We start from the raw sequence: 23,134 nt of genomic DNA, 5'->3' as shown, positions 1-23,134 counted from the left end.
AAAGCGCGGCTCCCGGCTCTGTTCTAACGATGATTTACAAATTGAAAAAAATTCCGTTCCATTTTGCGGGCGGGAAGACGTGGCTTGCGCGCTCAATCGCGCCATGCCCTGACAGCAAATGCGCCCCCGCAAAGGGCCTTTTTGGGCAGGACCGATAAAGCCCGCCCAAAAAGGTCTTAAACCTTAAAGCGCGCCGATCACCGGGTTGACGAGCAGACCAACACCAGGAATATCCACTTCGAAAACATCGCCCGCTTTCATGAACAAGGGCGGCTCGCGTCTCTCACCGACACCCCCGGGGGTTCCGGTGACGATCACATCACCTGCCGACAGGGGTGTAAAGGCCGAAAGATACGCAATCAGCGCGGGAATAGGGAAGATCAGGTCGGCCAACGTCGCCTGCTGAACGACCTGTCCGTTCAGGCGCCCCGTGATGGAAAGCTGCGTATAGTCCTCAATTTCATCCGCCGTCACCAGAGCCGGACCGAAAGCACCAGTCGCGGGAAAATTCTTGCCAGGCGCAAATTGTGAACTATGGCGCTGCCAGTCGCGCACCGAACCGTCATGATAGCAGGAATAACCGGCAATATGCTGCATGGCATCTTCCTCGGCGATATCCCGTCCACCGCGCCCGATCACCACAGCAAGCTCGGCTTCGAAATCGAGGCAATCCGACTGGCTTGGCTTGATCATCGGCTGGCCATGGCCAATCTGGCTATCGGCAAAGCGAATGAAGACGGTTGGATGGCCAACTTCGGGCCGCTTGGTTTCCTCCCGATGAGCGACATAATTGACGCCGATGCACAGGATCTTGCCCGGATCAGGAATGACCGGGAGCAGGGTAACATCCGAGAATGCCAGTTCCGGTTTGCGGTCGCCAGCATAGTCAGCGGCAATTTCCAGGAGATCGTCCAGGATCGCCTGTTTCAGGGTCAGGCAATCATAGCTGAGACGACCGGTAAGATCGACGATGCCACCGCCGACCACCGCGCCGAATCCGGCCCGGCCAAGTCGGGTAAAACTGACGAATTTCATAAGGATGTCTCCGATCTGCATGCTGAAATAACGATGCGACTGGTTCCTATCGGAACACGCCACCACCACCGCATGTCTAGCAAGCCGGCAAACGCAAACCAAGCGGGTAAAATCACCCACACTTCACGTTGGCGTGGAGGCTTCAGGAAAGAAGACGCCGCACCGATCCTGAAAATCCTGAAAATATCTTTTCAAATCAAGCTGATCTGGAGCAAACCGCATCTCACTCGGCATAGGCACCGTCATGCCTGTCAACAGCGCCGCGCCTTCCGCCGTCCCCGTCGGTGTTCCACCTTCAGCCACCACAACCTCACGCCCGGTACAAGCAGCGAGAGCGCGAAGGTAGAGATGGTTTTTGGCAAACGGCCCTTCGACGAGAACAGCGCCTATCGCGCCGATCAACGACAGCGACGATGCCGTCATCATCGCCGTATAAAGGCTCGCCGCCGCATAGAGCTGTGACGCACCTTCCGGCACCAACGTCCATCCACCGTTTCGGGTCGGATAAGGACCGGAGCCCTCGACTACGCTTGGCAGGCGCATGACATCACCACTGATCACCTGTTCTGCCGCCCGCTCAATCTCAACCTCATCCGGGGCCTCCAATCCCTGGACGAGTATTTCGAATTCCCGTCCGCCCATATAGCGGCACGAGGGTACGGCATGGCCATGCGCATCGACATTGGCCAAGGTATCGCGAACCGGATCGAGACGCGCGACCGTGCTGCCGACCGCAAATCCGATGATCCATGTGCCAGTAGAAACGACAGTGAAAGGTTTTTCACGCCGCAATAGATGCGGCAGCAGCGACGCATTGCTATCGTGAATGCCGCAATAGACCGGAACAGGGCGTGAAAGACCTATCTGTTCGGCCAGTGATTGCTTGACCTCTCCCAAAGCATCAAAAGCCGACCGCCAGGGAGCGAGATATGGACTAAGCTCCAACCGCTCGACCAGGCTTGAATAACAACCCTGTTGAGGCCTCCATAAATCCGTATGGCATCCCAGCGAGGTCGCCTCATTCGCCGCCACGCCGGTCAGTCTGAAAGCCCAATACTGCGGATAGGTGACAATGGTCGCAACCCCGGCAAAAAGCTCGGGAAAGGCGGTTTTCTGGTAATGCAACTGGGCGCCGAGATTGAGACCGCCCGGCAGGCGCGGTGAAAATGTTTCATCAAATGCCGGTCGAAGGGCCTCATAGGCAAGAGCGATCGCTTCGGGATAGCGGTATTCGTAATCCAGCACCGGCATTGCCAGTTCACCGTCACCGTCAAGCAAGGCAGCACTTGCGCCATGGGTGGTGATAGAAATTGCATCGAAACCCGGTCCTGCGGCGAAGGCTTTCAAGGCATCCAGGATGAAGGACCACAGCTTGTCCGTATCGAAATGCGGATAAGGCCCCTCCCCAACAACTGTATTTGGCATACGCCGACAGCCAAGTTCCAAGCCCGTCGATGCCTGCAAGACGACGACCTTGGCATTGGTCTTGCCAATATCGATGACGGCGACGGTTTCGGATATCGTGCTCATGGCATGTAAAACATCGGCACGAGCTCGACAGCGACCGGCGATCCATCCGGGTTGGTGGCCATGATATCACCCATATGCGCCCACCAGCGCTGCATGATCGGGTGCCCTGGCAGCGCGGCCATGCCGTGGCCTTTGGGCCGGGTCAGCAGGCCGAAGAGCGTGTTTGTTTCCCGGTCGAGGTGGATGGAATAATCACTGACGCCAGCCTCATGCAACAACGCCACCAGTTCCGGCCAGATCGCATCATGCCTCTTTTTATATTCGGCCTCCATGCCTGGATGGAGCTGCATCTTGAAGGCATATTTTTCAGTCTCTGCCATGCTCATGTCCTCATATCCCGCATCCGTCGCGCCAAAATCGGCAAGGCGATGGTGATGATCAGCAGCAGACCGATGAAGATCGACATGACGATGCCCGGCACGTTCAACAGCCCCAGCCCAAAGGTCACCAGACCCATGACGAAGGCGGCAATGACCACTCCGCCAATCGTGCCAGCCCCACCGACAATCGACACGCCGCCCAGCACCACCATGGTGACGGCTTCCAACTCCCAACCCTGGGCAATCGATGGCCGTGTCGAGCCCAGCCGGGAGGTCAGGCAAACGGCGGCAATGCCGCTCATCAATCCGGTCAGCAGAAACAGGATGAATTTGACCCGATCGACAGGAATGCCTGAAAATCTGGCTGCCAGCGGATTATTCCCGATCACATAGACCTGACGCCCAAAATTCGTGGCATGCAGCAGCACAGCAAACAGCGCTGCCAGTACAAGGAAGAGGACGAATTCGAAGGAAAACACCCAGGCCACATAGCCCTGGCCGAAATAGGCGAAGCTTTCAGGATATTTTCCATAGGCCTGATCCCCAAGCACGATATAGGAAATGCCGCGAAACAGGCTCATCGTGCCGATGGTGACGACGATGGAAGGCAGTTTCAGCCCGGCCACCAGCACGCCATTGAACACCCCGCATAAAAGCCCAACGCCGATACCGATCATCACCAGGCCAGGCGTGCCGATACCCACTTGGGCTGCCGCGCCCATGGCTGTCGAGGCCAGAGCAATGATCGCAGCGACCGAGAGGTCGATCTCACCGGCAATCACCAGCAACGCCATGGCAAAGGCGATCATCGCTTTTTCAGTGAAATTGAAGGTGGCGTCCGACAGGTTCCAGGCGTCCAGAAAATAAGGGGAGGCCAGCGCATTGGCGATGAAAATCGCGACTGCAACACCCAATAACAGCACTTCCCAGCTGGCCAGCAGGCGGCGTATCGGCGTGCCGAGCTTGTCGGGAATACGGCGCTTGGCCGGGGTTTGTTCAACGGATACCACTGTCATGCCGTAATCTCCTGAATCGTGCTGCCCGCGGCCCGGTCACGCAGGATGATCCGGCCCTTTCTGCGTTCGGCCCGGGCGTTGAACACCACGGCCAAAACAATCACCACACCGGATATTGCCATCTGGGCGAAGGGCGAAATGCCGATGACAGGCAATGCATTCTTGATAACACCCAGGAATAAAGCCCCCAGCACGGTGCCAGCGACCGAGCCAATGCCACCGGCGATCGAAATGCCGCCGATAACGCAAGCTGCCACGCTGTCCAACTCAAAACCGCTGGCAATATCCACATAGGCAACCGCGTAGCGCGACACCCAGAGATAGCCGCAGAGGCCAGCTAGGCCGCCTGACAGCACGAAGGCCAGAAATCGTGTCCAACCGATGTCGATGCCAGCATAAACCGCAGCTGTCGCATTCCCACCAGCGGCATAGGTGGCGCGGCCAAAGGTGGTACGCCCCAGCACAACAGCCATGGCAATGACCACGATCACTGCAATCCATGCCAGAACCGGAAGCCCCATGATGACAATGCGCGGCAGATTGAGGAAATCTGGCGTCATCTGATGAGCGTTGACCCAGGCTCCACCCGACAGCACGAAAGCCATGCCGCGATAGATCGTCAGCGTACCCAACGTCACGACGATGGGCGGGATCTGCAACAACCAGACGAGATAGCCATTAATCGCGCCGAGTGCCGCCCCGATCAGCACAGCCGCCGCAATCAGCAGCACCAGCGGCAGGCCCGGAAAATTCGAATCCATCATCGCCACCGCCATGCCGGACAAGGCGAGATTGGCCGCAACCGACAGATCGATTGATTTGGTGAGGATCACAGTCATCTGCGCCAGCGCCAGAATGATCAGGATCGACGTATCGTTGAAGATCGTCGCCAGATTGCCGGGCGAGGCAAAACCGCCTGCCCGGGTGGCGAACCCGGCGATCAGCAGGAGGATAATGGCACCCAATGCTATCTCGCGGTGTTTCAGCAGGCTTTTCATTGTCACACCTCACGCATTGCCAGTTGCAGCACGCACCAGAACTTCCGGTGTCAGCGCCTCCCGCTCAAAAATTCCAGCCTGCAATCCCTCGCGCATCACCATCACCCGGTCGGACATGCCGAGAATCTCGGGAAGTTCGGAGGAAATCATGATGATTGACAGGCCCTCTGCCGCCAGTTCGGAAATAAAACCATGCACGGCGGCCTTGGAGCCGATATCGATCCCCTTGGTCGGCTCATCGAGAATGATGACCTTTGGCTTGGTGGCCAGCCATTTGCCAATCACTACTTTCTGCTGATTTCCCCCTGAAAGCGTCCCGACCGGCACAGACAGGGCCGCCGCCCGCAGGTCCAGCCGCTCGGCATAGTGGCGCGCGAGAGCCAACTCATTGACAACCTTCAGAAAGCCGCGGGCCGAAACACGCGCCAGCGATGGAAGCGACATATTCTGGTAAATCGGCATTTGCAGCGCCAACCCATGACGCCCGCGCTCTTCCGGCACATAGACGATGCCAGCGGCAATGGCGTCAGCGGGCGAGCGAATATCGAGCGCCCTGCCCTCCAGCGTCACCGTGCCTGAAGCCGGGTGAGTGATGCCAAAAAGCGACTGGCATAACTCGGAACGCCCCGCCCCAATCAAGCCGTAAAAACCCAGGATTTCGCCCTTGCGCAAGTCGAAGGAAATGTCGCGAAATTCGGTATCATGACAATAGCGAGAAACGGAAAGCACCGCCGCGCCGATGGAAACGTCAATCTTTGGAAAAGCATCATGCACATCCCGACCAACCATCAGCCGGACGATCTCATCCTGTGGTGTTGATTGCAGTCGCCCCGCACCGACCATTTTCCCATCGCGGAATACCGCGTAATTTTCGGCGATTTCATAGACTTCATCAAACTTGTGACTGATGAACAAGATCGCCTTGCCATCCCGCTTCAGCCCTTCAACGATGCGAAACAGATCATCGATTTCCTTACGTGACAGGGCAGCCGTCGGCTCGTCCATGATAACGATCCGCGCTTCAACCGAGAGCGCCCGCGCAATCGCCACCAGATGCCGCTGGGCAATGGAGAGATCCTTCAATCTAATGGTCGGATCGATCTTGCTTTCCAGCCGATCCATCAGCGCCCTGGCTTTGGTGTTGATGCCGTTCCAGTCGATGAAGCCGAAGCGGGTTTTTGGCGCATGGCCGAGGAAAATGTTTTCCGCAACGCTTAGCTCATCGAACAGCACGGTTTCCTGATGGATGGCCGTCACGCCCGCATCGATGGCGGCCTGGGCATCGGCGAAGGTCACCGGCGAACCATCAATGACGATCTCCCCCTCATTGGGCCGGTAAATGCCCGTCAGGATTTTGACCAGCGTCGATTTACCAGCGCCATTTTCGCCGATCAATGCCGTCACCTCCCCGGGATAAAGGGCGATATTCACGCCATCCAACGCCTTCACACCCGGAAAGATCTGCGAAATGCCGCGCATCTCCAGTATCGGTGCGCGATCACCGAGCGGTACTGCATCAAGCTTTGTGGTTTGGACACTCATCATCGATTGCACCAGATCAGGCCAAAAAGACCAGGAACGGATAAGGGTTCCCGGCGGCAGCTGCCGCCGGGTTCGATTGCCTTAGACTTCAAGATAGAGGACTGCTGGATCAGAAGATTTTTGAGAACTGATCGATATTCTTGGCATCGTAGACGAAGGGATCAGCCATCGCCGCTTCACCATTCTCGCCGATCTTGATCTTGCCCATTCTTCCAGCGGGAACCTCGCTGCCGGGCTTGCCGGTCGCGTCACCTTTCACCAGATGATAGGCGATCTGGGTGGCCGAATAGCCGAGATCAATAGGGTTCCAGATCGCGAATTCCTTGGTGGCACCGGACTTGATTGCACCAGCCATTTCCGATGGCAGGCCAAGACCGGTCACATAGACCTGACCGATCTTGCCAGCGTCCTTCACTGCCTGCGAGGCCGCCAAGACGCCGACCGTGGTCGGAGCAACGATAACCTTCACATTCGGATGGGAGGTCAGGATGCCATTGGCTTCACGGTAGCTCTTGTCGGCAAGGTCATCACCATAGACAGTGGTGGTGAGGTTAAGACCGGGGAAATCCTTCAACTGCTTCTTCATCTCGGCAATCCAGATATTCTGGTTGGTCGAGGTGGTGGTGGCCGACAGGATGGCGAAATCGCCCTTGCCATCAGCCAGATGGTCGGCGGCCAGTTTCAGGCACATCTTGCCGATCAACTCGTTCGAAGACGGGTTGAGATGCATGATACGGCCAGCAGGCGCCACGCCGGAATCCCAGGAAATCACCTTGATGCCGCGCTGCGCAGCTTTCTTCAGAGCAGGAACCACGGCATCCGGGTCATTGGCGGAAATAGCGATGGCATCAACGCCCTGCGCGATCAGGGAATTGATCACCTCGATCTGGCCTTCCGCAGTCGTTGTGGTCGGACCGGTATAGATGATCTTGACGCCACCCAGTTCCTTGGCCGCCTCTTCCGCGCCTTTATTGGCCGCCTCGAAGAAGCCGTTGCCAAGCGATTTGACCACGATGGCGACTTTCATGTCGGCAGCATGCGCCATACCCACCGTCGTGACGAAGGCAATCGCCGCCGCACCGAACAATCGTCTAGAAATTTTCATGTTGTTATCCTCCCAGATGTTTAAACCGTTATCCCCCGAACGGCGTATCGCTTCCTCAAGCGACCGAAGGGGCGTCCTCCCTGTCGGCCGAGGTCGAAGCCCGGACCGTCAAAAGCTTTATTCCAGCCGCCTCCACCATATGGGCTGCCTCTTCAGGCACGCCGTCATCGGTGATGATGGTTGAGACCGCATCCAGCCCGCATAAAATCATGCTGGACCGCCGCGTGAATTTCGTCGAATCGACCATAACGATCAGCTCGTCGGCCTGGCGCATCAACCGTTGCTCGCTCTGGATCACCAGCGCATCCGGCTCCATCACGCCTAGCGCCGAAATGCCCTGGGCACCAATGAACATCCGGCGGGCATAGAAATTGCGGATCGCATCATTCTCGAAAGGCGACAGGATCAGGCTTTGATCCCGGTAGATCGCGCCGCCCGGCACATTGATCGTGCATTTCGAATGTTTGACCAGATGCTCGGCGATGGCAAAGGAATTGGTCATCACCTGCAAGCGACGCGCTGACATGAAATGCACCATCTGAAAGGTCGTCGTTCCACCATTGATGATGATCGAATCGCCTTCCTCGCAGAGTTCAACAGCGGCGCGCGCAATTGCGCGTTTCTTATCGATATTGACCGATTCCGACACCCTGAACGGTCGGGCCGCCAGATTGCCCTGCTGCGGAGGATGTACTGCTTCCGCCCCACCCCGCACCCGGCGTAATTTCCCCTGGACATGCAGGGATGCAATGTCGCGCCGGATGGTTGCTTCGGACGCATCCGTCAATTCGGCAATATCCTGCACCGTCACCACAGGCTTTTCCTGTATGGCGCTGAGTATAATGCGATGGCGTTCGCGTTCGTGCATGGGGTCCTCCTGAGCGAGTTTTAGGCTTAACAGATTGAAGATGTCAATCATAAACGATCAAAATAGATTATATTGCAACGCACAATGAACATTTATGATCGTTTATGATTGACACACGCGATAAATTTGCGCGATACCCATAACAGGATGGAGCGTTCGCCGATATGGCGGGCCTTAAAATCACATTTGGGAGGACTTCCATGACGGGCCAAACCGCAGCGGGCCAACCCCGCCTTCTCGACAATCGCTGGGATGATGTCTACGCCGAAACGCTGGATGAGGCAGGCAAGCTGCTCTATCGGTCCAATCTGCTTGGCGCCGACAAGCGCATTACAAACTATGGTGGCGGCAACACCTCGGCCAAGGTCATGGAAACCGACCCTCTCACCGGCCAGACGGTCAAGGTTTTGTGGGTCAAAGGGTCCGGCGGCGATGTCGGCACCATCAAAATCGACGGATTCGCGACACTCTACCAAGACAAGCTTGAGGCGCTGAAAGGTATTTACCGGGGTGTTGACGATGAAGACCGCATGGTCGGTTTCCTGCCTCATTGCACATTCAACCTCAATCCGCGCGCGGCTTCCATCGATACGCCGCTGCATGGTTTCGTGCCGTTTACCCATGTCGATCATATGCATCCCGATGCGATCATCGCCATTGCCGCGTCAAAGAACTCGAAAAACCTGACAAAAGTGATCTTTGGCGATGAGATCGGCTGGCTGCCCTGGCGCCGCCCCGGCTTTCAGCTTGGGCTTGATCTGGAAGCCTTCGTCAAGGCCAATCCGCAGGCCAAGGGCGTCGTGCTGGAAAGCCATGGCCTGTTCACCTGGGATAATGACGCCAAGGCCTGCTACGAGCTGACGCTTGATATCATCAACAAAGCCATCCAGTGGTTTGCTCGGGAAACAGAAGGCAAGGTGATTTTTGGCGGCGCAGCCACGCAAAGCCTGCCTGTAGCCGATCGTCGCGCCATTGCCGCAAGGTTGATGCCGGAAATTCGCGGACGGATCGGCAAGGCGGAGCGCAAGCTTGGTCATTTCGACGATCAGGATGCCGTGCTTGAATTCGTCAATTCCAATCATCTCCAGCCACTCGGCGCACTGGGTACCTCCTGCCCTGATCATTTCTTGCGCACCAAAATCCGACCGCTGATCGTTGATTTCAATCCGAGCCAGCCGGATGTGGATGCGGTGCTTGACGGTCTCGATGCGGCACTTGAGGCCTATCGCGCCGATTACAACAGGTATTACGAGAGCTGCAAACACGATAATTCTCCAAAAATCCGTGACCCCAATCCGGTGATCTTCCTCATTCCGGGCGTTGGCATGCTGTCTTTCGCCAAGGACAAAGCGACGGCCCGGATCGCCGGCGAATTCTACGTCAATGCCATCAATGTCATGCGTGGCGCATCCACCGTTTCGCAGTATCAGGGCCTGCCGGAGCAGGAAGCCTTCGATATCGAATATTGGCTGCTGGAAGAAGCAAAGCTGCAACGCATGCCCAAGCCGAAAAGCCTGGCCGGAAAGGTGGCTTTCGTCACCGGCGGCGCGGGCGGCATTGGCAGGGCTACGGCGGAGCGGCTAGTGGCTGAAGGAGCTTGCGTTGTGCTGGCCGACATTGACGCTGCCGCACTTTCTGAGACGACCGCCGATTTCACCAAACGCCATGGCGGTGATGCCATACGCTCGGTTCAACTGGACGTCACCCGCGAAGATGCCGTGATCAGCGCCTTTGCCGAGGCCAGTGTCGAATTCGGTGGGGTGGATATTCTGGTGTCGAATGCGGGCATTGCCTCGTCCGCCCCCGTCGAAGACACCACGCTTGCGATGTGGAACAAGAATATCGATATTCTCGCCACCGGTTACTTTCTGGTGTCACGGGAAGCCTTCCGACTATTCCGCAGGCAGGCATTGGGTGGCAATGTGGTGTTTGTCGCCTCGAAAAATGGTCTTGCCTCTTCCCCCAATGCCTCGGCCTATTGCACGGCCAAGGCAGCGGAAATTCATCTAGCGCGTTGCCTGGCGCTGGAAGGCGCCGATGCGGGAATCCGCGTCAACACCGTCAATCCGGATGCCGTGCTTCGAGGTTCAAAAATCTGGAATGGCGAATGGCGCGAGCAGCGCGCGGCATCCTCCAAGATCGAGGTGGACGATCTTGAGGAACATTATCGCAAGCGCTCGATGCTGAAGCTGAACGTATTTCCTGAAGATATTGCCGAAGCCATCTACTTTCTGGCTTCGGATGCGTCGGCAAAATCGACCGGCAATATCATCAATGTCGATGCGGGCAACGCCCAGAGTTTTACGCGCTAAACCTCTGGTAAAAGAGAATGCATCCTTGGGAGGAAAGCATGACAGACCTGAACATCACTGCGGACGCGGTTGCCGCAGACAATGACAAGCGGACAAGCGCGCTGACGTCGGACTATAGCGCGCTTGGCGAAAAGCTGGCGCGCAGCAATATCGACATCGACGCCATCACCAAATCCGTCTCCGCGTTTTTCGTCGCCGTCCCCTCCTGGGGAGTCGGCACCGGCGGCACACGCTTTGCCCGCTTTCCCGGACTAGGCGAGCCGCGTCATATCTTCGACAAGCTCGACGATTGCGGCGTCATCCAGCAATTGACCCGTGCCACACCGAAAGTCTCGCTGCACATCCCCTGGGACAAGGCCGATCCTAAGGAATTGACGGCCAAGGCCGCCACTCTTGGCCTTGGCTTCGACGCCATGAATTCCAACACATTTTCGGACGCCGCTGATCAGGCCCATTCCTACAAATACGGGTCGCTCAGCCATGTTGACGCCGCAACCCGTCAACAGGCCATCGAACACAATATCGAATGTATCGAACTTGGCGATCAGCTTGGCTCTAAAGCCCTGACCGTCTGGATCGGTGACGGCTCCAATTTCCCAGGCCAGAGCAATTTTACCAAGTCATTCGAGCGCTACCTCGCGTCGATGGCCGAGATCTACAAAACGCTGCCGGATGATTGGCGGCTATTTTCCGAACACAAGATGTATGAACCGGCCTTCTATTCCACCATCGTTCAGGATTGGGGCACCAACTACCTGATTGCCCAGACGCTGGGGCCGAAGGCACAGTGCCTTGTCGATCTCGGACACCACGCGCCTAATACCAATATTGAAATGATCGTGGCGCGGCTGATCCAGTTCGGCAAGCTCGGCGGCTTCCACTTCAACGACTCGAAATATGGCGATGACGATCTGGATGCCGGTTCCATCGACCCTTACCGCTTGTTTCTGGTGTTCAACGAGCTTGTCGATGCGCAGTATCGCGGCGTTGAAGGCTTCCACCCTGCCCATATGATCGACCAGTCGCATAATGTGACTGATCCGATTGAAAGCCTGATTGCCAGCGCAAACGAAATCCGCCGGGCTTTTGCCCAGGCCCTGCTGGTGGATCGCGCCGCACTGGACGGCTATCAGAATGATAATGATGCGCTGATGGCAACCGACACGTTGAAACGCGCCTATCGCACCGATGTGGAGCCGATCCTGGCAAAGGCCCGGCTGGACGCAGGCGGCGCAATCGACCCGGTCGCGGCTTATCGTGCCTCCGGTTACCGCGCCAAAGTTGCGGCAGAACGGCCAGCGGTCAAAGGAGGCTCTGGCGGCATCGTATAGTTGCATGCTCACAAACGGTTCTTGGTTCCAGTGAGTTTTGAAGCTATGCATCAGGGGGCCGGGGCGGCAATTTTGTCGCGCCCGGTCTTTTCTGTCGGAGCCCTGCGTGTCCAACATTTCTCCCGCGTCCAGCCATCAGTCGCATCAATGCTGCCTCTGTCATAAAACCGTTCCGCCAAGGCATTTGCATGCCGTCAACTCGATGCGATCTTCGTTGATAGAATTGATCGAGGCGCAATGCGGCCCGTTGGCCGCCGATGCCCGGATCTGCGACGACGACCTGTCAGCATTGCGGCGCCAGCGGGTCGAAAAACTGCTTCAGGAAGAACGCGGTGAGCTTTCGGACCTTGACCGACGCGTGATCGCCGATCTTGGCCGCGATGTTTCCACGGTTCAGACCGCTGCGGCGGAGATCGAACGGCCCACCCGGTTTGGCGATCGGGCCTCGGACGCCGTCGCCTCTTTTGGCGGCTCGTGGCGATTCATCATCATTTTCGCCGTCATCCTCGTCACCTGGATGGCAATCAACTCCATCGGGCTATTTCTTCAGCCTTTTGACCCCTATCCCTACATCCTCCTGAACCTGCTGCTGTCCTGTGTCGCCGCAATGCAGGCGCCAATAATCATGATGAGCCAGAAGCGCCAGGAGGAAAAGGATAGGCAGCGGGCGGAAAACGATTACATGATCAACTTGCGCGCCGAACTCGAAATCCGCCAATTGCATGAAAAGATCGACCATCAGATGGCCCATCAATGGGCGCGCTTGGCCGAATTGCAGCAGATACAGATCGACCTGCTCGAGGGACGGATTTCCAAAAAAGATATATGAGACTCCATTTTATTAGATTTATTTAATATTAAGGTAAGAAACTGGTTCTACATTGCTTCTCACAGGGAATGGATCTTCCTCCGGCGTCCCCTCTGCCATTCTGAGATCCATTCGCCCAACCTGTGGCCGCCCGAAGAAGTCCCCTCGACTTCGGGAATTGCTTTAGCGCCGCGCCTCAAAACGCGGCGCTTTTTTTTGCCCAATTTTGTTGTTCCGCTATGGAATGGGGCGATAGATGACCGTATCAAAGTGCTCAGTCTTTCTGGTCAATCGGCTTAAACGTTTTCGGATCGAAATAAGCTTCGATTGCGTTGCCGCTGGAATCGACAGCGTGGGCCTCATAGCACCCGTCGCCGCTCCTGATGGAGCGAACATTCCAGCCCTCTCCTTCAAGCTTTCTCTGCAAACTCTCTCGTGGTTGCCATTCTTTTAGCGGCACCGCGCATTTTTCCCCGGCCAGCAGCGGGCCTGCCAGAGCCAGAGTGATCGACAAGGCAATCAGCACAATTTTCATATCGACCCTTCTATCTACCAACCCATCAACGGCTTCGGGGAACTGTCGCCGCACGAAGATAACGAACGTAGAAAAAGCCGTTTATCGACGCGACTGCCCTTTATCGTCGGTTGCGCTGACACCAAGCTGAAGATCCGCTGTGTGCAGCCTACCAAGATTTTTCTGAAATTTCGACCCGCTTAAGCTAGGTGTCATAAAGAACGTCAAAAGCTTTTTATTTCGGGCGTCTTGCGCCTCTGCCGTTCTGATCGGAGATATGCATGCGGGTATTACTTGTAGAGGATGACGCTGTTCTGGGTCAGGCCATTCGCGATCATGTCGGGGCAGCCGGTCATGCTGTGGACTGGATGAAGGGGCTACAGGACGCCGAGGCCTGCACCAGAACCGTTGCCTATGGCCTGATCCTGCTTGACCTGCGTTTGCCTGACGGCAACGGCATCGACTTTCTGAAACGGTTGCGCGAGCATGGCGACGTAACCCCAATCATCATCCTCACAGCTCATGACCAGATCTCGGATCGGATCGAGGGCCTCAACTCTGGCGCTGACGATTATCTGGTCAAGCCATTCAATCTCGATGAGTTGACGGCGCGTATATCGGCCGTCGCGCGCCGCTATGCTGCAAAGCCAAATCCGATTATTCGGATTGGCACGTTGGAAATCAATCCCGCAGAGCGGCGTATTGCCGATGGTGCCGATTCCATTAGCCTCTCCAGCCGGGAATGGGCGGTACTTGATGCGCTTTTGGCAAGGCCCGGCGCTGTGGTCTCCAAATCCCGCATCGAGGAAGCCCTCTATGCATTCGGATCGGAAATCGAAAGCAATACGGTGGAAGTCTATGTCAGTCGGCTGCGCAAGAAAATTGGCAAGGATCGCTTGCTAACGGTCCGCGGCGTTGGCTACAGCATTGCGGGGGCGGCATGACCAAGCCAAGCATGACCCGCAAACTTCTCCTGTGGCTTTCCGGCGCGATTACCGTGCTTTGGCTGGTGGCGGCAAGCTGTGGCGCCATTGTCATGCAGGCTGAATTTGGCGAGATTTTCGACAGCGCCCTGCAGGAGACCGGCGACAGGCTTCTGCCATTGGTCGTCGATGACATCATGCAGCGCGACCCGCTGAAAAGCCCCGTGCAAATCCTCAGCACTGTCGATCCCAATTCCGATGGATACCTTATCTATCAGGTGAGGGACGCCAGCGGTCGAGTGCTGATGCACTCCCATACCGAGGCAGCAGCCCCGCTACCAGCGCCGCTGACACCCGGTTTCTGGCAAAACGACAAATACCGGATCTATACGACCACAGCGGTCAGCGACACGATCATCGTTCAGGTGGCCGACTCGATGAAACATAGGCATATCTCGGCTCTTGCGGCGGGTCTTGCCATGTTGCTGCCAGTGATTGCGCTCGTCCCCCTCAGCGTTTTAGCCGCCTGGTTGATCATCCGCCGTTCCCTGCTTCCCGTTGAACAGTTTCGGCAGGAAATCAGCGGGAAGGACCACGGCAATCTGGTGGAAATCGACCTTAGCCCGCTGCCCAAGGAATTGCAGCCCATAGGACGTTCCGTCAATCTTCTGCTCACCCGATTGCGGGCCGCTTTGGACGCCGAGCGCGAATTTACCGCCAATAGTGCCCACGAATTGCGCACCCCCATTGCCGGCGCTCTGGCCCAGACGCAATTGATGCTGTCCCAGTTGAAGGAGCCGGAAGCCCGCGCCCGGGCAAGTCAGGTGGAAACCTCCCTGCAAAAACTTGCGGGCCTGGCGGAAAAACTATTGCAATTGTCTCGTGCAGAAGCGGGCATCGGCTCGACCGGGCAGCCTGTCGATCTGGTACCCGTGCTCGATCTTGTCGTGGAGGATTTCCAGCGCGCCACGGGAAATGCCATTGTTTATCGACACCCGCCAACAGCAACCTTGCCACGCGCCGTCAGCGAAGATGCCTTTGCCATCGTCATCCGTAACATGATCGAGAATGCTGTGCGACATGGAACACAGGGCGCGCCAGTTGAGGTGACGCTTAGCGAAGATGGTACGATCCGCGTCGTCAACGGTTCACCGGTTTTGCCACCCGAACAATTGATAGCCATCCGAAAACGCTTCCAACGTGCCAATGCCACCACGCCCGGATCGGGCCTCGGCTTGTCGATTATCGAGCGTTTGGCAGAGCAGATGAATGCCCGCTTCGACATCCTGTCACCCGCTAGCGGGCGACAGGATGGATTCGAGGCCCGCCTCATGATTTAAGCCACCGATCAGATCGTCCTGTCACCGACAGCGCCAAGCCATTCCTGCGGATTGACAATGGTGATCGCGCTGCGGATGTCCTGGGCATGGGCGCCAATCAGCAGCCGATAGTCACCCGCTGGCGCACGGAATGCCGCCGCATCGACATCGTAATAACTCAGATCGCGCGGGTTGATTTCAAGCGTCACTTCGCCGCTTTCACCTGGCTCCAAGGCAATTTTGGCGAAGGCACGCAACTCCTTCAAGGGGCGCTCAACACCAGAGACCGGTGCCTCGACGTAAAGCTGCACCACATCGGACCCTGCCCGCTTTCCGGTATTGGAGACCCTGACGGAGACTGTCACGCCGGATGCCGTCATTTCGGACGCGGAAGCCTTTGGCTCATCCCACTCAAAACTGGTATAGTTAAGCCCAAATCCGAAGGGAAAAAGCGGCTCGATGGTACGGCTGTCGTGATGACGGTAACCGACAAATACCCCTTCCTCATAACGCACATGGCCATCCATGCCGGGATAGATCGACGGGTCATTTGTGATGGCGGAGTTATCCGACAACTGCTTTGGAAACGTCTGCGGGAGACGCCCGCCCGGTTCCTGATCGCCAAACAGCATATCGGCCACAGCATTGCCAAGCTCCTGGCCTGGATACCAGACCTGAAGCACCGCCTTGACCTTTTCCAACCAAGGCATTTCAACCGGCCCACCAGTTTGCAGCACAACAATGCAATTCGGATTAACGGCGCTAACGCGCTCGATCAATTCTTCCTGACGGCCCGGCAGGCGCATATCGGGCAGATCGAGACCTTCCGTATCCCATTGTCCCTCGCGCCCGACAAAAAGCAGCGCCACATCTGCGCCTTTTGCGCATTCTACTGCTTCCACCATCGCGTCTTCACCGAGAATTCTTTCGATGCCGAAGCGAATCGCGGTGATATGGATGCCGTATTCCTCTGGCGGTGGCGACAGGTATTCAACTTTGATTGCGTAACTACGGCCAGCCTTCATCTCCACCGAGTGCCGAATTTCATCATTGGCGGTGCCAAAGAAATTTTCGCCGCGCTTCCAATCGGTATAGCCGTCAACTACCAGTTCTCCATCGACATAAAGCTTCGCAAGGCCCGAATTGGTCATGCCCAGCAGATGCGGACCATCCTCCTGCGGCGTGAAGGTGCCGGTGAAACGCACTGAGAAATCCGTCAGAGACAGATCCGGCGACGGCAGTTCGAACCAGAAAAACTCCCCTGTCTGCACCGCTTCCGCTGCAACAGGAGTACCCTGACAATTGACGCCCTTGAAATACTCGACAGTGACCGGCTGCGAAAACAGCTTGACCAACCGGCTATTGCCGCAGGCCACACTGTGCTGCACATCAGCAGTGCCTTGCAAAGCCGCACGAATGCCCTCCAGCGGGCTGATTGTATAATGTGCATTGATCTGGGCGCTGCCGCCGCCCATCACCCGGGCAACAGCCGCATTTGGCCCAATAACCGCGACACGCTTCAGGGAAGCTTTTTCCAACGGCAGGATGTTGTCATTCTTCAGAAGGACCGCACCTTCAGCGCCAATTTTGCGGATTAACGCCCGATCAGCGGGCAGATCTTCGGCATGTTCGGACAGGTCAGGCGCGGACGAAAACGCCCCGACACGCTCCAGCAGAGTGAGAATGCGCCCCGCCGCTTCGCGCACCGTTTCTGGCCTGACGGTGCCGTCGCGAACCGCCTGCACCAGCTTTTCACCACGATCACGAGTTGGGCCGGGCATTTCCAAATCAAGCCCGGCATTGACGGATTCGGATGTAGAATGGGAGCCGAACCAGTCGGACATGACAATGCCGTCAAAGCCCCATTGCTCACGCAGCACATCCGTCAACAACCAGTTATGTTCGCTTGTATAGGTACCGTTCAGCCGGTTATAGGAGGACATAACCGCCATAACACCCGCCTTTTTCACCGCCTGTTCGAAGGGCAGAAGATAGATTTCGCGCAAGGCGCGTTCATCGATATCCGAGGACATCGTCTGCCGTTCGATCTCGGATTCATTGCCGGCGAAATGCTTGATCGTGGCCGCCACACCCTGGCTCTGCACGCCTTTGATATAAGCAACAGCCAAAGCCGCCGTCAGCATCGGGTCTTCGGAATAGCATTCGAAATTGCGCCCGTTCAACCCGGACCGATGGATATTGACGGTTGGCGCAAGAAGGACGCTCGCACCCTTGCTCTTAACCTGTCCCGCCAAAGAGACACCCATCGCCTCGATAAGCGCCGGGTTCCAGGTGGCACCGAGCGCAATCGCCACGGGATAGCATGTCGCCTTGACGCCGCCAACCAGTGACCCGCCGCCGCGCGCGCCGTTTGGCCCGTCAGTCACCTTGATCTTTGGAATACCGAGCCGCTCCACCGGCACAGTGGTCCAGAAATCCGCACCTGATAGCACGGAAACCTGTTCCTCAAGGGTCATCTCATCAAGCAGACTGTCGATCATGTGATACTCCTCCCTATTTACCTACCAACTACTCGGTATTATTATTTCTCGCAAGAGATCCTGTCTGCCTTCACCCGGTTTTCGATTGAGCTCCAAAGGCGATCAGGTTCGGATTGAGCCATCACCCTTGGCCTCTTACGTTTTCGTTTGTCTTTTCAGAAAATTGGGTTCCACTTTTCCCAAGACAAGCTCTAAGGAGGGCATGCGATGCAACCTGAAAGTGAGATAAATGGCAAGACAGGACATATCCGATGCAGGCCGCACTCCCGTCGATACGGTCGCAGGCCGCCGCCGGAATTCGGTGAAAGGGGCCGCGCGGCGAGAAGAAATCCTGCAGGCTGCGCTCAACCGTTTTGCCAAGGATGGCTTTCAAAATGCTGCAATCGCAGACATTGCTGAGGATGTCGGCCTGTCTCTTCCTGGTCTTCTGCATTATTTTCCGACCAAGGTTGACCTTCTCCTGGCGATCCTGGAACGACGAGACAAAGAGACAGCGCCGGACTTAAACAAGAAAATTCCACATTGGCGCGATTTCCTCGGCCTATTGGTTGAGGTCACCAACCAAAACATGCAATCGGAGGGGGTTGTGCGGGCATTTTCGATCCTTAACGCCGAAAGCCTGCTTGCAGGGCACCCGGCCCAGGCGTGGTTTCACAAACGTAGCCTGCAACTGCGCCACAAACTGGCCAGTATCTTTGCAGAAGGCATTCTGAATCATGAGATCAAATCCGACATCGATCCCCAAGGGATAGCAACGGAAATTATCGGCCTGATGGATGGCTTGCAAATGCTCTGGCTTCGGCTGCCCGACAGTACAGATATGGGCGTCCTGTTTTCCGCTTATGTCGCGCGGCTGATCGCATCGATTGAGGTCGCTGAAAAGCCTTAAAATCGGAAGGTAAAGCTTTTCAGCAAAGCCGCAGTGTTGCTGGCGCATGCCTGCGCTCTCGACCTTTCCCCCCTGAGAGCCTATTTCTCATTTCGATTAGATGGAGGATTGCGGCGATAGCGCAGAGTCCACCATCCTCTAGGCGAAAGTTGGAAGACAATGACTGAGATTGACGAGCCCCAGGGCGAATTGACATTACGCACACTCGCCATGCCAGCCGATACCAATCCCGCCGGAGATATTTTTGGTGGCTGGGTTTTGGCACAGATGGACGCAGCCGCTGGCATCCGCTCTTCCGAGCGTGCGAAAGGCCGCACGGTCACAGCAGCGGTCAAAGAAGTCAGCTTCAAGCGGCCGGTCAAGGTCGGCGATACCGTGTGCATCTACACATCCATCAGCCACGTCGGTCGCACCTCCATGACACTCTATGTCGAATGCTGGGTCCGCAGGCAGTTTACGCAGGAGCGCCAAAAGGTCACAGACGCCCATTTCATCATGGTGGCGCTGGACGAAAAAGGCGCGCCGCGCCAGGTTGAACCGGAAGCTGTATAGTCCATCAGGGCAGAGTGCGGCACTTTCCGATTGCCTCGGCAAGTCTGCGGACCACATCGCTGTCGGTTTGCATCTGCCCTGCCCTGGCAAAACCAAACTCGACCAGAACGGGATCAGCCTCGATCGGTACGCTGCAAGAGGCGTGAAACTCCCGCAGGCCTGCCTGCCAGAACGGCGCGATGCGATCAGGCCTCAACCCGCCGCCGGGCATGATGACGATCCGGCCATCTGCCGCCCTTGAAAGCGATGTCAGCCGATCGAAACCGGCGACCACCGATTGCGCGCCACCGGACGTGAGAATTCGGCCAAATCCGAGCGCAATCGCCTGCTCCAGCGCTTGCTCAAAGTCCGGCACAAGATCGAAAGCTCGGTGCAATGTCATGGCGAGGCCAGATACGACCGCCGTAAGTTTGCCAAGCACCTCGAGGTCCAGCCGTCCATCAGGCAGAGACGCCCCAAGCACGACACCGGATAACCCTGCCTGCCGCGCGGCTTTGATATCCGCCACCATGACGGCGACCTCATCGGTTGAGAACACGAAACTACCTGCCCGTGGCCGGATCATCGCAAAAACCGGGATCGGCGCCTGAGCGGCGCGCTGCATCAGACCTGACGTCGGCGTCAGCCCCCCGCAGTCAAGGGCAGCGCAAAGCTCAATCCGGTCAGCGCCACCGGCAATCGCCGCCTCCAGCCCCGCAACGGAATCGACGCAGACTTCCAGCAAACCGCTATCGTTCTTTTCTGGTTCACGTTCTGCCATGATACTCTCTTCTCTGTATTCCGGTCATTGAGCGCCCCTGAAGGACCGTGGCTTTTCCAGTATCAGCAACAGCAAAATACCGCAGAAGCCAGCCAGGGCACCGAGCATTGCCGTGCCTGAATAATTGCTGACCCCGGTGCCGAAAGCAAAGAGCAGCGAGTTCAATCCACCGCTCAGGAAGATATTCACCGCAATAAGCGAGCTACCAAGTCCGGCTCGATCGGCAATCAGGTTTTGCAGATAGGTAATCGGCACGCTGATAATAGCCGCCGCCCCGAAACCGGCAATGCCGGAAAGCAGATAGACATGTTCTGGCCGCGAGGCGAGGCCGAGGCCCAGCAGATAGACGCAATAGATCAGCGAACCGGCAACAAGCGTCGCCACACTGGAGGTTTTGCGCTCCACCCAGCCCCAGAACAGAATGAAGACGATTTCCAGAAAGGCAACGATACCGACGATAATACCGACATCGCCGGTCGTGCCATGTGCTGGCCCGGTCATGACAAGGGGCAGCACGACGCCGTTCATTTGCAGCATGGCGGTGATCAGCGCGATGGCGCCAAGCCGCAACAATAATCCTGGCGAAGCGATTTTCGACAAGGATGAAAAAAACGCCAGACTTGCGGAGGGTTCGGCCCTTGCCTCCGCCTTCGGCAACCAGACCAGAAACAACATGAAGCAGGCAAGTCCGCCGAGGCTGGCAAACAGAAAGGCAGGCAGCATGCTTTTCTGACCAGCCAGAAAGAAGCCTACCAGACCGGGTACCAAGACCCAGGAAGCCGAGATAACGGCCCGCACGCCGGAATTGACTGCAATCAACTCACGCACCGGCATATCCTTGGATGCGGCACGCACATTGGCAAATATCAGCGAATTCAACGCATTATAAACCGGCAGCAACACCAGCGCCGAGGCGACGAAAATGATCTGGTTCGGTTCGAGAAACACCACCCCATAACCGACCACACCAAACAAGCTGACGATCACCATCGGCATGCGGAAATGTCCAAGCCTGTCGGCCAATATCCCCACGGCAACGCTGGCGGCGACATTGACGCAGGACGCGATGAAGATCAGCAGCGAGTAATGTGCATTGCTCAATCCCAACTCGTGGATGCCGATGATCGACATATAGGGAGCCGTGGTCGCACCGGACAAGCCGAAGAAGAAAATCGCAATCGCGCTAATCCGGATACCCGGATTGGCGGCGATTATGGAGAGAACTGGCGGCATGAACGCGCTATCTTTGTGAAAACAAGCTGCCGCTGGCTTCACCGGCGGCACCTTTGCGGAGTGAGACGCTTATCTCTTGTTTAAAGTTTGCCTGGGGGTCTGACGGGTTCAATCTACCCCTGAACGATTGTCGCTATCCGTCCACCGTGCTGAGGTCACCGCTTGCGGCTGGTAGTCGAAATCCTTGACGAAGGGATAGGTCGGTTGTTTGCGGCGCTTGCTCGGCAAGGCCTCGATATCCTGGTTAATGACCCCATCGGTCAGCGCCATCAGGTTCGGATTGGAAATTGGCTGAAGCTCGGGAGAAAGATAGCCAGACTTCACAACCAGCAACCGCACCGCTTTCGGATCAATGCCATGCCGGGTGAAATCGGCGAGATTGTGGTAGGGCCTGCGCTTACTGGCGAGAATAAGGGTAATACCACCAATTTTGATGATAGCCTGGCGCTCTGTCGCCACACCCGGATCATCCAGTCGAAGCACCTCGCAATCAACCTGAACCGACGGGCTTGCCGGATCGAGTGAGCCACCAACCTTCAGCGCCAATTTCGCCCCCACGCCCGCAGAAAAACAGGCATCGACAGCGGGCTTGTCGGTAATCCCGCCAATCACCGCCCCGTCGAAATCGCGGGCAATCAATGCCGCCAAGACATCGGCGCGGTCGCCAACTCCACCGCCGGTGGGGTTGTCGCCCGAGTCAGCGAGAATAATTGGCCGGGTCCGGGTCGTTTCGGCTATGTCGAGCATATCATTCAGTGCCCCCGTCACCGGACCGAACCGGAAGGCTTGGCGCGCCTCCCAGTAAGATCGGGCAATCTCTTCAGCCACCTTTTGCGCCTCGCTTCGATCCACACCAGTAACCACAGCACAGGCAGTGGCGCGGGGCTCGTCGGCCCAGACATAACCAACCATCAGATTGGCATCCCATATGCCCGGGCGCTGATCATGCTGCGGCAATTGCGAGTAAAGGCTTTTGGCTGGCTCGTCTTCAGTTGAGGTCCGTTCTCCGGGAAGAAGAACAGGCACAGGCGCCCAGGCGACACCAGGCTTTTCACCGGTCCGCAGCGCTTTTATCAACATGTCCCAGGCCCGGACCATGGTTTCGCGCACATCGATATGCGGCGCTGTCCGATATCCAGCGAAAATATCCAGTTGATCGATGATTTTCTGGGTAACATTGCCATGCAGATCGTAACTGGCAGCAACCGTGCAATCCGGTCCAACCACGGCGCGCGCAGCCGAAATCCAGTCACCCTCGGCATCGTCCATGCCCTCGACATTCATGGCACCATGCATGGCGAGATAGAGCCCGTCCAGCGGCAAAGCGGCTTGCAGCCGTTCCAGGAATTCGGCCTTGAAAGTCTCATAGGTCTGGCGCGAAACCGGGCCGCCCGGAACGGCGCGGGCATGCAGCAAGGGCAAGGGCTTGACCCCATCCGCGCCAAGAAAGCTGAAATAATCGGCAGCCAGGAGATCGTCACCGCGCAGCACGCGAAAATCCTCGGTCTGCATCAAAACCGGCGATGACGTGCTGCATTCCGTGTGAATGCCACCAACGGCAATTCGAAATTCCATGTC

The 23,134-nt window shown here is 57.0% G+C and carries 20 protein-coding genes; 7 read left to right on the top strand and 13 right to left on the bottom strand.

From position 1 onward, the window contains the following. Nucleotides 1-183 precede the first annotated feature (183 nt). From AVI_RS22835 to AVI_RS22800, 8 genes are all read right to left on the bottom strand, one after another. The gene (locus AVI_RS22835; protein WP_012654484.1) at nucleotides 184-1,035 is read right to left on the bottom strand and encodes a fumarylacetoacetate hydrolase family protein; all 852 of its coding nucleotides are present in this window, start codon (nucleotides 1,033-1,035) and stop codon (nucleotides 184-186) included. A 123-nt stretch (nucleotides 1,036-1,158) separates the two neighbouring features. Continuing rightward, complete coding sequence (locus AVI_RS22830; protein WP_012654483.1) at nucleotides 1,159-2,565, bottom strand: FGGY-family carbohydrate kinase; 1,407 nt, start codon at nucleotides 2,563-2,565, stop codon at nucleotides 1,159-1,161. Then, on the bottom strand, nucleotides 2,562-2,885 hold the full coding sequence (gene rhaM, locus AVI_RS22825; protein ID WP_012654482.1) for an L-rhamnose mutarotase: 324 nt from the start codon (nucleotides 2,883-2,885) through the stop codon (nucleotides 2,562-2,564). Before rhaM ends, AVI_RS22830 begins: the two co-directional genes overlap by 4 nt. Before the next feature lie 2 nt (nucleotides 2,886-2,887). Continuing rightward, nucleotides 2,888-3,901, bottom strand: coding sequence for an ABC transporter permease (locus tag AVI_RS22820; protein ID WP_012654481.1), 1,014 nt, complete (start codon nucleotides 3,899-3,901; stop codon nucleotides 2,888-2,890). Then, entirely contained in the window at nucleotides 3,898-4,899 is a 1,002-nt protein-coding gene (locus tag AVI_RS22815; RefSeq protein ID WP_012654480.1) for an ABC transporter permease, read from the bottom strand. Before AVI_RS22815 ends, AVI_RS22820 begins: the two co-directional genes overlap by 4 nt. Nucleotides 4,900-4,908: 9 nt before the next feature. Continuing rightward, entirely contained in the window at nucleotides 4,909-6,444 is a 1,536-nt protein-coding gene (locus AVI_RS22810) for a sugar ABC transporter ATP-binding protein (RefSeq protein WP_012654479.1), read from the bottom strand. 106 nt (nucleotides 6,445-6,550) lie between these two features. Then, nucleotides 6,551-7,486 (bottom strand): rhamnose ABC transporter substrate-binding protein, encoded by a 936-nt coding sequence (gene rhaS / locus AVI_RS22805; RefSeq protein ID WP_417883906.1) that lies wholly within the window; start codon nucleotides 7,484-7,486, stop codon nucleotides 6,551-6,553. Nucleotides 7,487-7,601: 115 nt separating this feature from the next. Next, the gene (locus AVI_RS22800; RefSeq protein WP_012654477.1) at nucleotides 7,602-8,414 is read right to left on the bottom strand and encodes a DeoR/GlpR family DNA-binding transcription regulator; all 813 of its coding nucleotides are present in this window, start codon (nucleotides 8,412-8,414) and stop codon (nucleotides 7,602-7,604) included. A gap of 200 nt (nucleotides 8,415-8,614) precedes the next feature. Here AVI_RS22800 and AVI_RS22795 point away from each other — a divergent pair, with 200 nt between their 5' ends. The 3 genes from AVI_RS22795 (at nucleotide 8,615) to AVI_RS22785 (ending at nucleotide 12,886) form a co-directional block, all read left to right on the top strand. Further along, entirely contained in the window at nucleotides 8,615-10,726 is a 2,112-nt protein-coding gene (locus AVI_RS22795; RefSeq protein ID WP_012654476.1) for a bifunctional rhamnulose-1-phosphate aldolase/short-chain dehydrogenase, read from the top strand. A 38-nt stretch (nucleotides 10,727-10,764) separates the two neighbouring features. After that, entirely contained in the window at nucleotides 10,765-12,057 is a 1,293-nt protein-coding gene (gene rhaI / locus AVI_RS22790; protein WP_012654475.1) for an L-rhamnose catabolism isomerase, read from the top strand. Between the two features lie 106 nt (nucleotides 12,058-12,163). Then, the gene (locus tag AVI_RS22785; protein WP_049777374.1) at nucleotides 12,164-12,886 is read left to right on the top strand and encodes a DUF1003 domain-containing protein; all 723 of its coding nucleotides are present in this window, start codon (nucleotides 12,164-12,166) and stop codon (nucleotides 12,884-12,886) included. A 253-nt stretch (nucleotides 12,887-13,139) separates the two neighbouring features. Here the strand turns inward: AVI_RS22785 and AVI_RS22780 are convergent, their stop codons facing one another. Next, complete coding sequence (locus AVI_RS22780) at nucleotides 13,140-13,400, bottom strand: PepSY domain-containing protein (protein WP_012654473.1); 261 nt, start codon at nucleotides 13,398-13,400, stop codon at nucleotides 13,140-13,142. Between the two features lie 260 nt (nucleotides 13,401-13,660). Here AVI_RS22780 and AVI_RS22775 point away from each other — a divergent pair, with 260 nt between their 5' ends. Both AVI_RS22775 and AVI_RS22770 read left to right on the top strand, forming a co-directional pair. Beyond that, on the top strand, nucleotides 13,661-14,323 hold the full coding sequence (locus AVI_RS22775) for a response regulator transcription factor (RefSeq protein ID WP_012654472.1): 663 nt from the start codon (nucleotides 13,661-13,663) through the stop codon (nucleotides 14,321-14,323). Next, nucleotides 14,320-15,642, top strand: coding sequence for a sensor histidine kinase (locus AVI_RS22770; protein ID WP_012654471.1), 1,323 nt, complete (start codon nucleotides 14,320-14,322; stop codon nucleotides 15,640-15,642). The genes AVI_RS22775 and AVI_RS22770 overlap by 4 nt, the downstream gene beginning before the upstream one ends. Nucleotides 15,643-15,650: 8 nt before the next feature. Here the strand turns inward: AVI_RS22770 and AVI_RS22765 are convergent, their stop codons facing one another. Further along, nucleotides 15,651-18,122: a beta-glucosidase gene (locus AVI_RS22765; protein WP_012654470.1), complete on the bottom strand. Its 2,472-nt coding sequence runs from the start codon at nucleotides 18,120-18,122 to the stop codon at nucleotides 15,651-15,653. 229 nt (nucleotides 18,123-18,351) lie between these two features. On the opposite strand from AVI_RS22765, the gene AVI_RS22760 reads away from it, so the two are divergent. After that, nucleotides 18,352-19,011, top strand: a complete 660-nt coding sequence (locus AVI_RS22760; RefSeq protein WP_012654469.1) for a TetR/AcrR family transcriptional regulator — start codon at nucleotides 18,352-18,354, stop codon at nucleotides 19,009-19,011. 159 nt (nucleotides 19,012-19,170) lie between these two features. Then, nucleotides 19,171-19,563, top strand: coding sequence for an acyl-CoA thioesterase (locus AVI_RS22755; RefSeq protein WP_012654468.1), 393 nt, complete (start codon nucleotides 19,171-19,173; stop codon nucleotides 19,561-19,563). Nucleotides 19,564-19,567: 4 nt separating this feature from the next. Here AVI_RS22755 and AVI_RS22750 read toward each other — a convergent pair whose 3' ends face one another. From AVI_RS22750 to AVI_RS22740, 3 genes are all read right to left on the bottom strand, one after another. Then, nucleotides 19,568-20,323, bottom strand: coding sequence for a copper homeostasis protein CutC (locus AVI_RS22750; RefSeq protein ID WP_012654467.1), 756 nt, complete (start codon nucleotides 20,321-20,323; stop codon nucleotides 19,568-19,570). Between the two features lie 24 nt (nucleotides 20,324-20,347). After that, nucleotides 20,348-21,556 (bottom strand): MFS transporter, encoded by a 1,209-nt coding sequence (locus AVI_RS22745; RefSeq protein WP_012654466.1) that lies wholly within the window; start codon nucleotides 21,554-21,556, stop codon nucleotides 20,348-20,350. Nucleotides 21,557-21,664: 108 nt separating this feature from the next. After that, nucleotides 21,665-23,131: a M81 family metallopeptidase gene (locus AVI_RS22740; RefSeq protein ID WP_012654465.1), complete on the bottom strand. Its 1,467-nt coding sequence runs from the start codon at nucleotides 23,129-23,131 to the stop codon at nucleotides 21,665-21,667. Nucleotides 23,132-23,134 lie beyond the last annotated feature (3 nt).

Source organism: Allorhizobium ampelinum S4 (assembly GCF_000016285.1).
Taxonomy (GTDB): Bacteria; Pseudomonadota; Alphaproteobacteria; order Rhizobiales; family Rhizobiaceae; genus Allorhizobium; species Allorhizobium ampelinum.
Note: the sequence above shows the minus strand (reverse complement) of the source record. Positions and strands in the feature narration are given on the sequence as shown.

Bases quoted from the DNA above. Each gene is read 5' to 3' on its own strand.
- AVI_RS22815 (WP_012654480.1), bottom strand. From the start codon at position 4,899: ATGAAAAGCCTGCTGAAACACCGCGAGATAGCATTGGGTGCCATTATC.
- rhaI (WP_012654475.1), top strand. From the start codon at position 10,765: ATGACAGACCTGAACATCACTGCGGACGCGGTTGCCGCAGACAATGAC.
- AVI_RS22810 (WP_012654479.1), bottom strand. From the start codon at position 6,444: ATGATGAGTGTCCAAACCACAAAGCTTGATGCAGTACCGCTCGGTGAT.
- AVI_RS22830 (WP_012654483.1), bottom strand. From the start codon at position 2,565: ATGAGCACGATATCCGAAACCGTCGCCGTCATCGATATTGGCAAGACC.
- AVI_RS22770 (WP_012654471.1), top strand. From the start codon at position 14,320: ATGACCAAGCCAAGCATGACCCGCAAACTTCTCCTGTGGCTTTCCGGC.
- AVI_RS22745 (WP_012654466.1), bottom strand. From the start codon at position 21,556: ATGCCGCCAGTTCTCTCCATAATCGCCGCCAATCCGGGTATCCGGATT.
- AVI_RS22740 (WP_012654465.1), bottom strand. From the start codon at position 23,131: ATGGAATTTCGAATTGCCGTTGGTGGCATTCACACGGAATGCAGCACG.
- AVI_RS22800 (WP_012654477.1), bottom strand. From the start codon at position 8,414: ATGCACGAACGCGAACGCCATCGCATTATACTCAGCGCCATACAGGAA.
- rhaS (WP_417883906.1), bottom strand. From the start codon at position 7,486: ATGGCGCATGCTGCCGACATGAAAGTCGCCATCGTGGTCAAATCGCTT.
- AVI_RS22750 (WP_012654467.1), bottom strand. From the start codon at position 20,323: ATGGCAGAACGTGAACCAGAAAAGAACGATAGCGGTTTGCTGGAAGTC.
- AVI_RS22775 (WP_012654472.1), top strand. From the start codon at position 13,661: ATGCGGGTATTACTTGTAGAGGATGACGCTGTTCTGGGTCAGGCCATT.
- AVI_RS22795 (WP_012654476.1), top strand. From the start codon at position 8,615: ATGACGGGCCAAACCGCAGCGGGCCAACCCCGCCTTCTCGACAATCGC.
- rhaM (WP_012654482.1), bottom strand. From the start codon at position 2,885: ATGGCAGAGACTGAAAAATATGCCTTCAAGATGCAGCTCCATCCAGGC.
- AVI_RS22765 (WP_012654470.1), bottom strand. From the start codon at position 18,122: ATGATCGACAGTCTGCTTGATGAGATGACCCTTGAGGAACAGGTTTCC.
- AVI_RS22820 (WP_012654481.1), bottom strand. From the start codon at position 3,901: ATGACAGTGGTATCCGTTGAACAAACCCCGGCCAAGCGCCGTATTCCC.
- AVI_RS22755 (WP_012654468.1), top strand. From the start codon at position 19,171: ATGACTGAGATTGACGAGCCCCAGGGCGAATTGACATTACGCACACTC.
- AVI_RS22760 (WP_012654469.1), top strand. From the start codon at position 18,352: ATGGCAAGACAGGACATATCCGATGCAGGCCGCACTCCCGTCGATACG.
- AVI_RS22780 (WP_012654473.1), bottom strand. From the start codon at position 13,400: ATGAAAATTGTGCTGATTGCCTTGTCGATCACTCTGGCTCTGGCAGGC.
- AVI_RS22835 (WP_012654484.1), bottom strand. From the start codon at position 1,035: ATGAAATTCGTCAGTTTTACCCGACTTGGCCGGGCCGGATTCGGCGCG.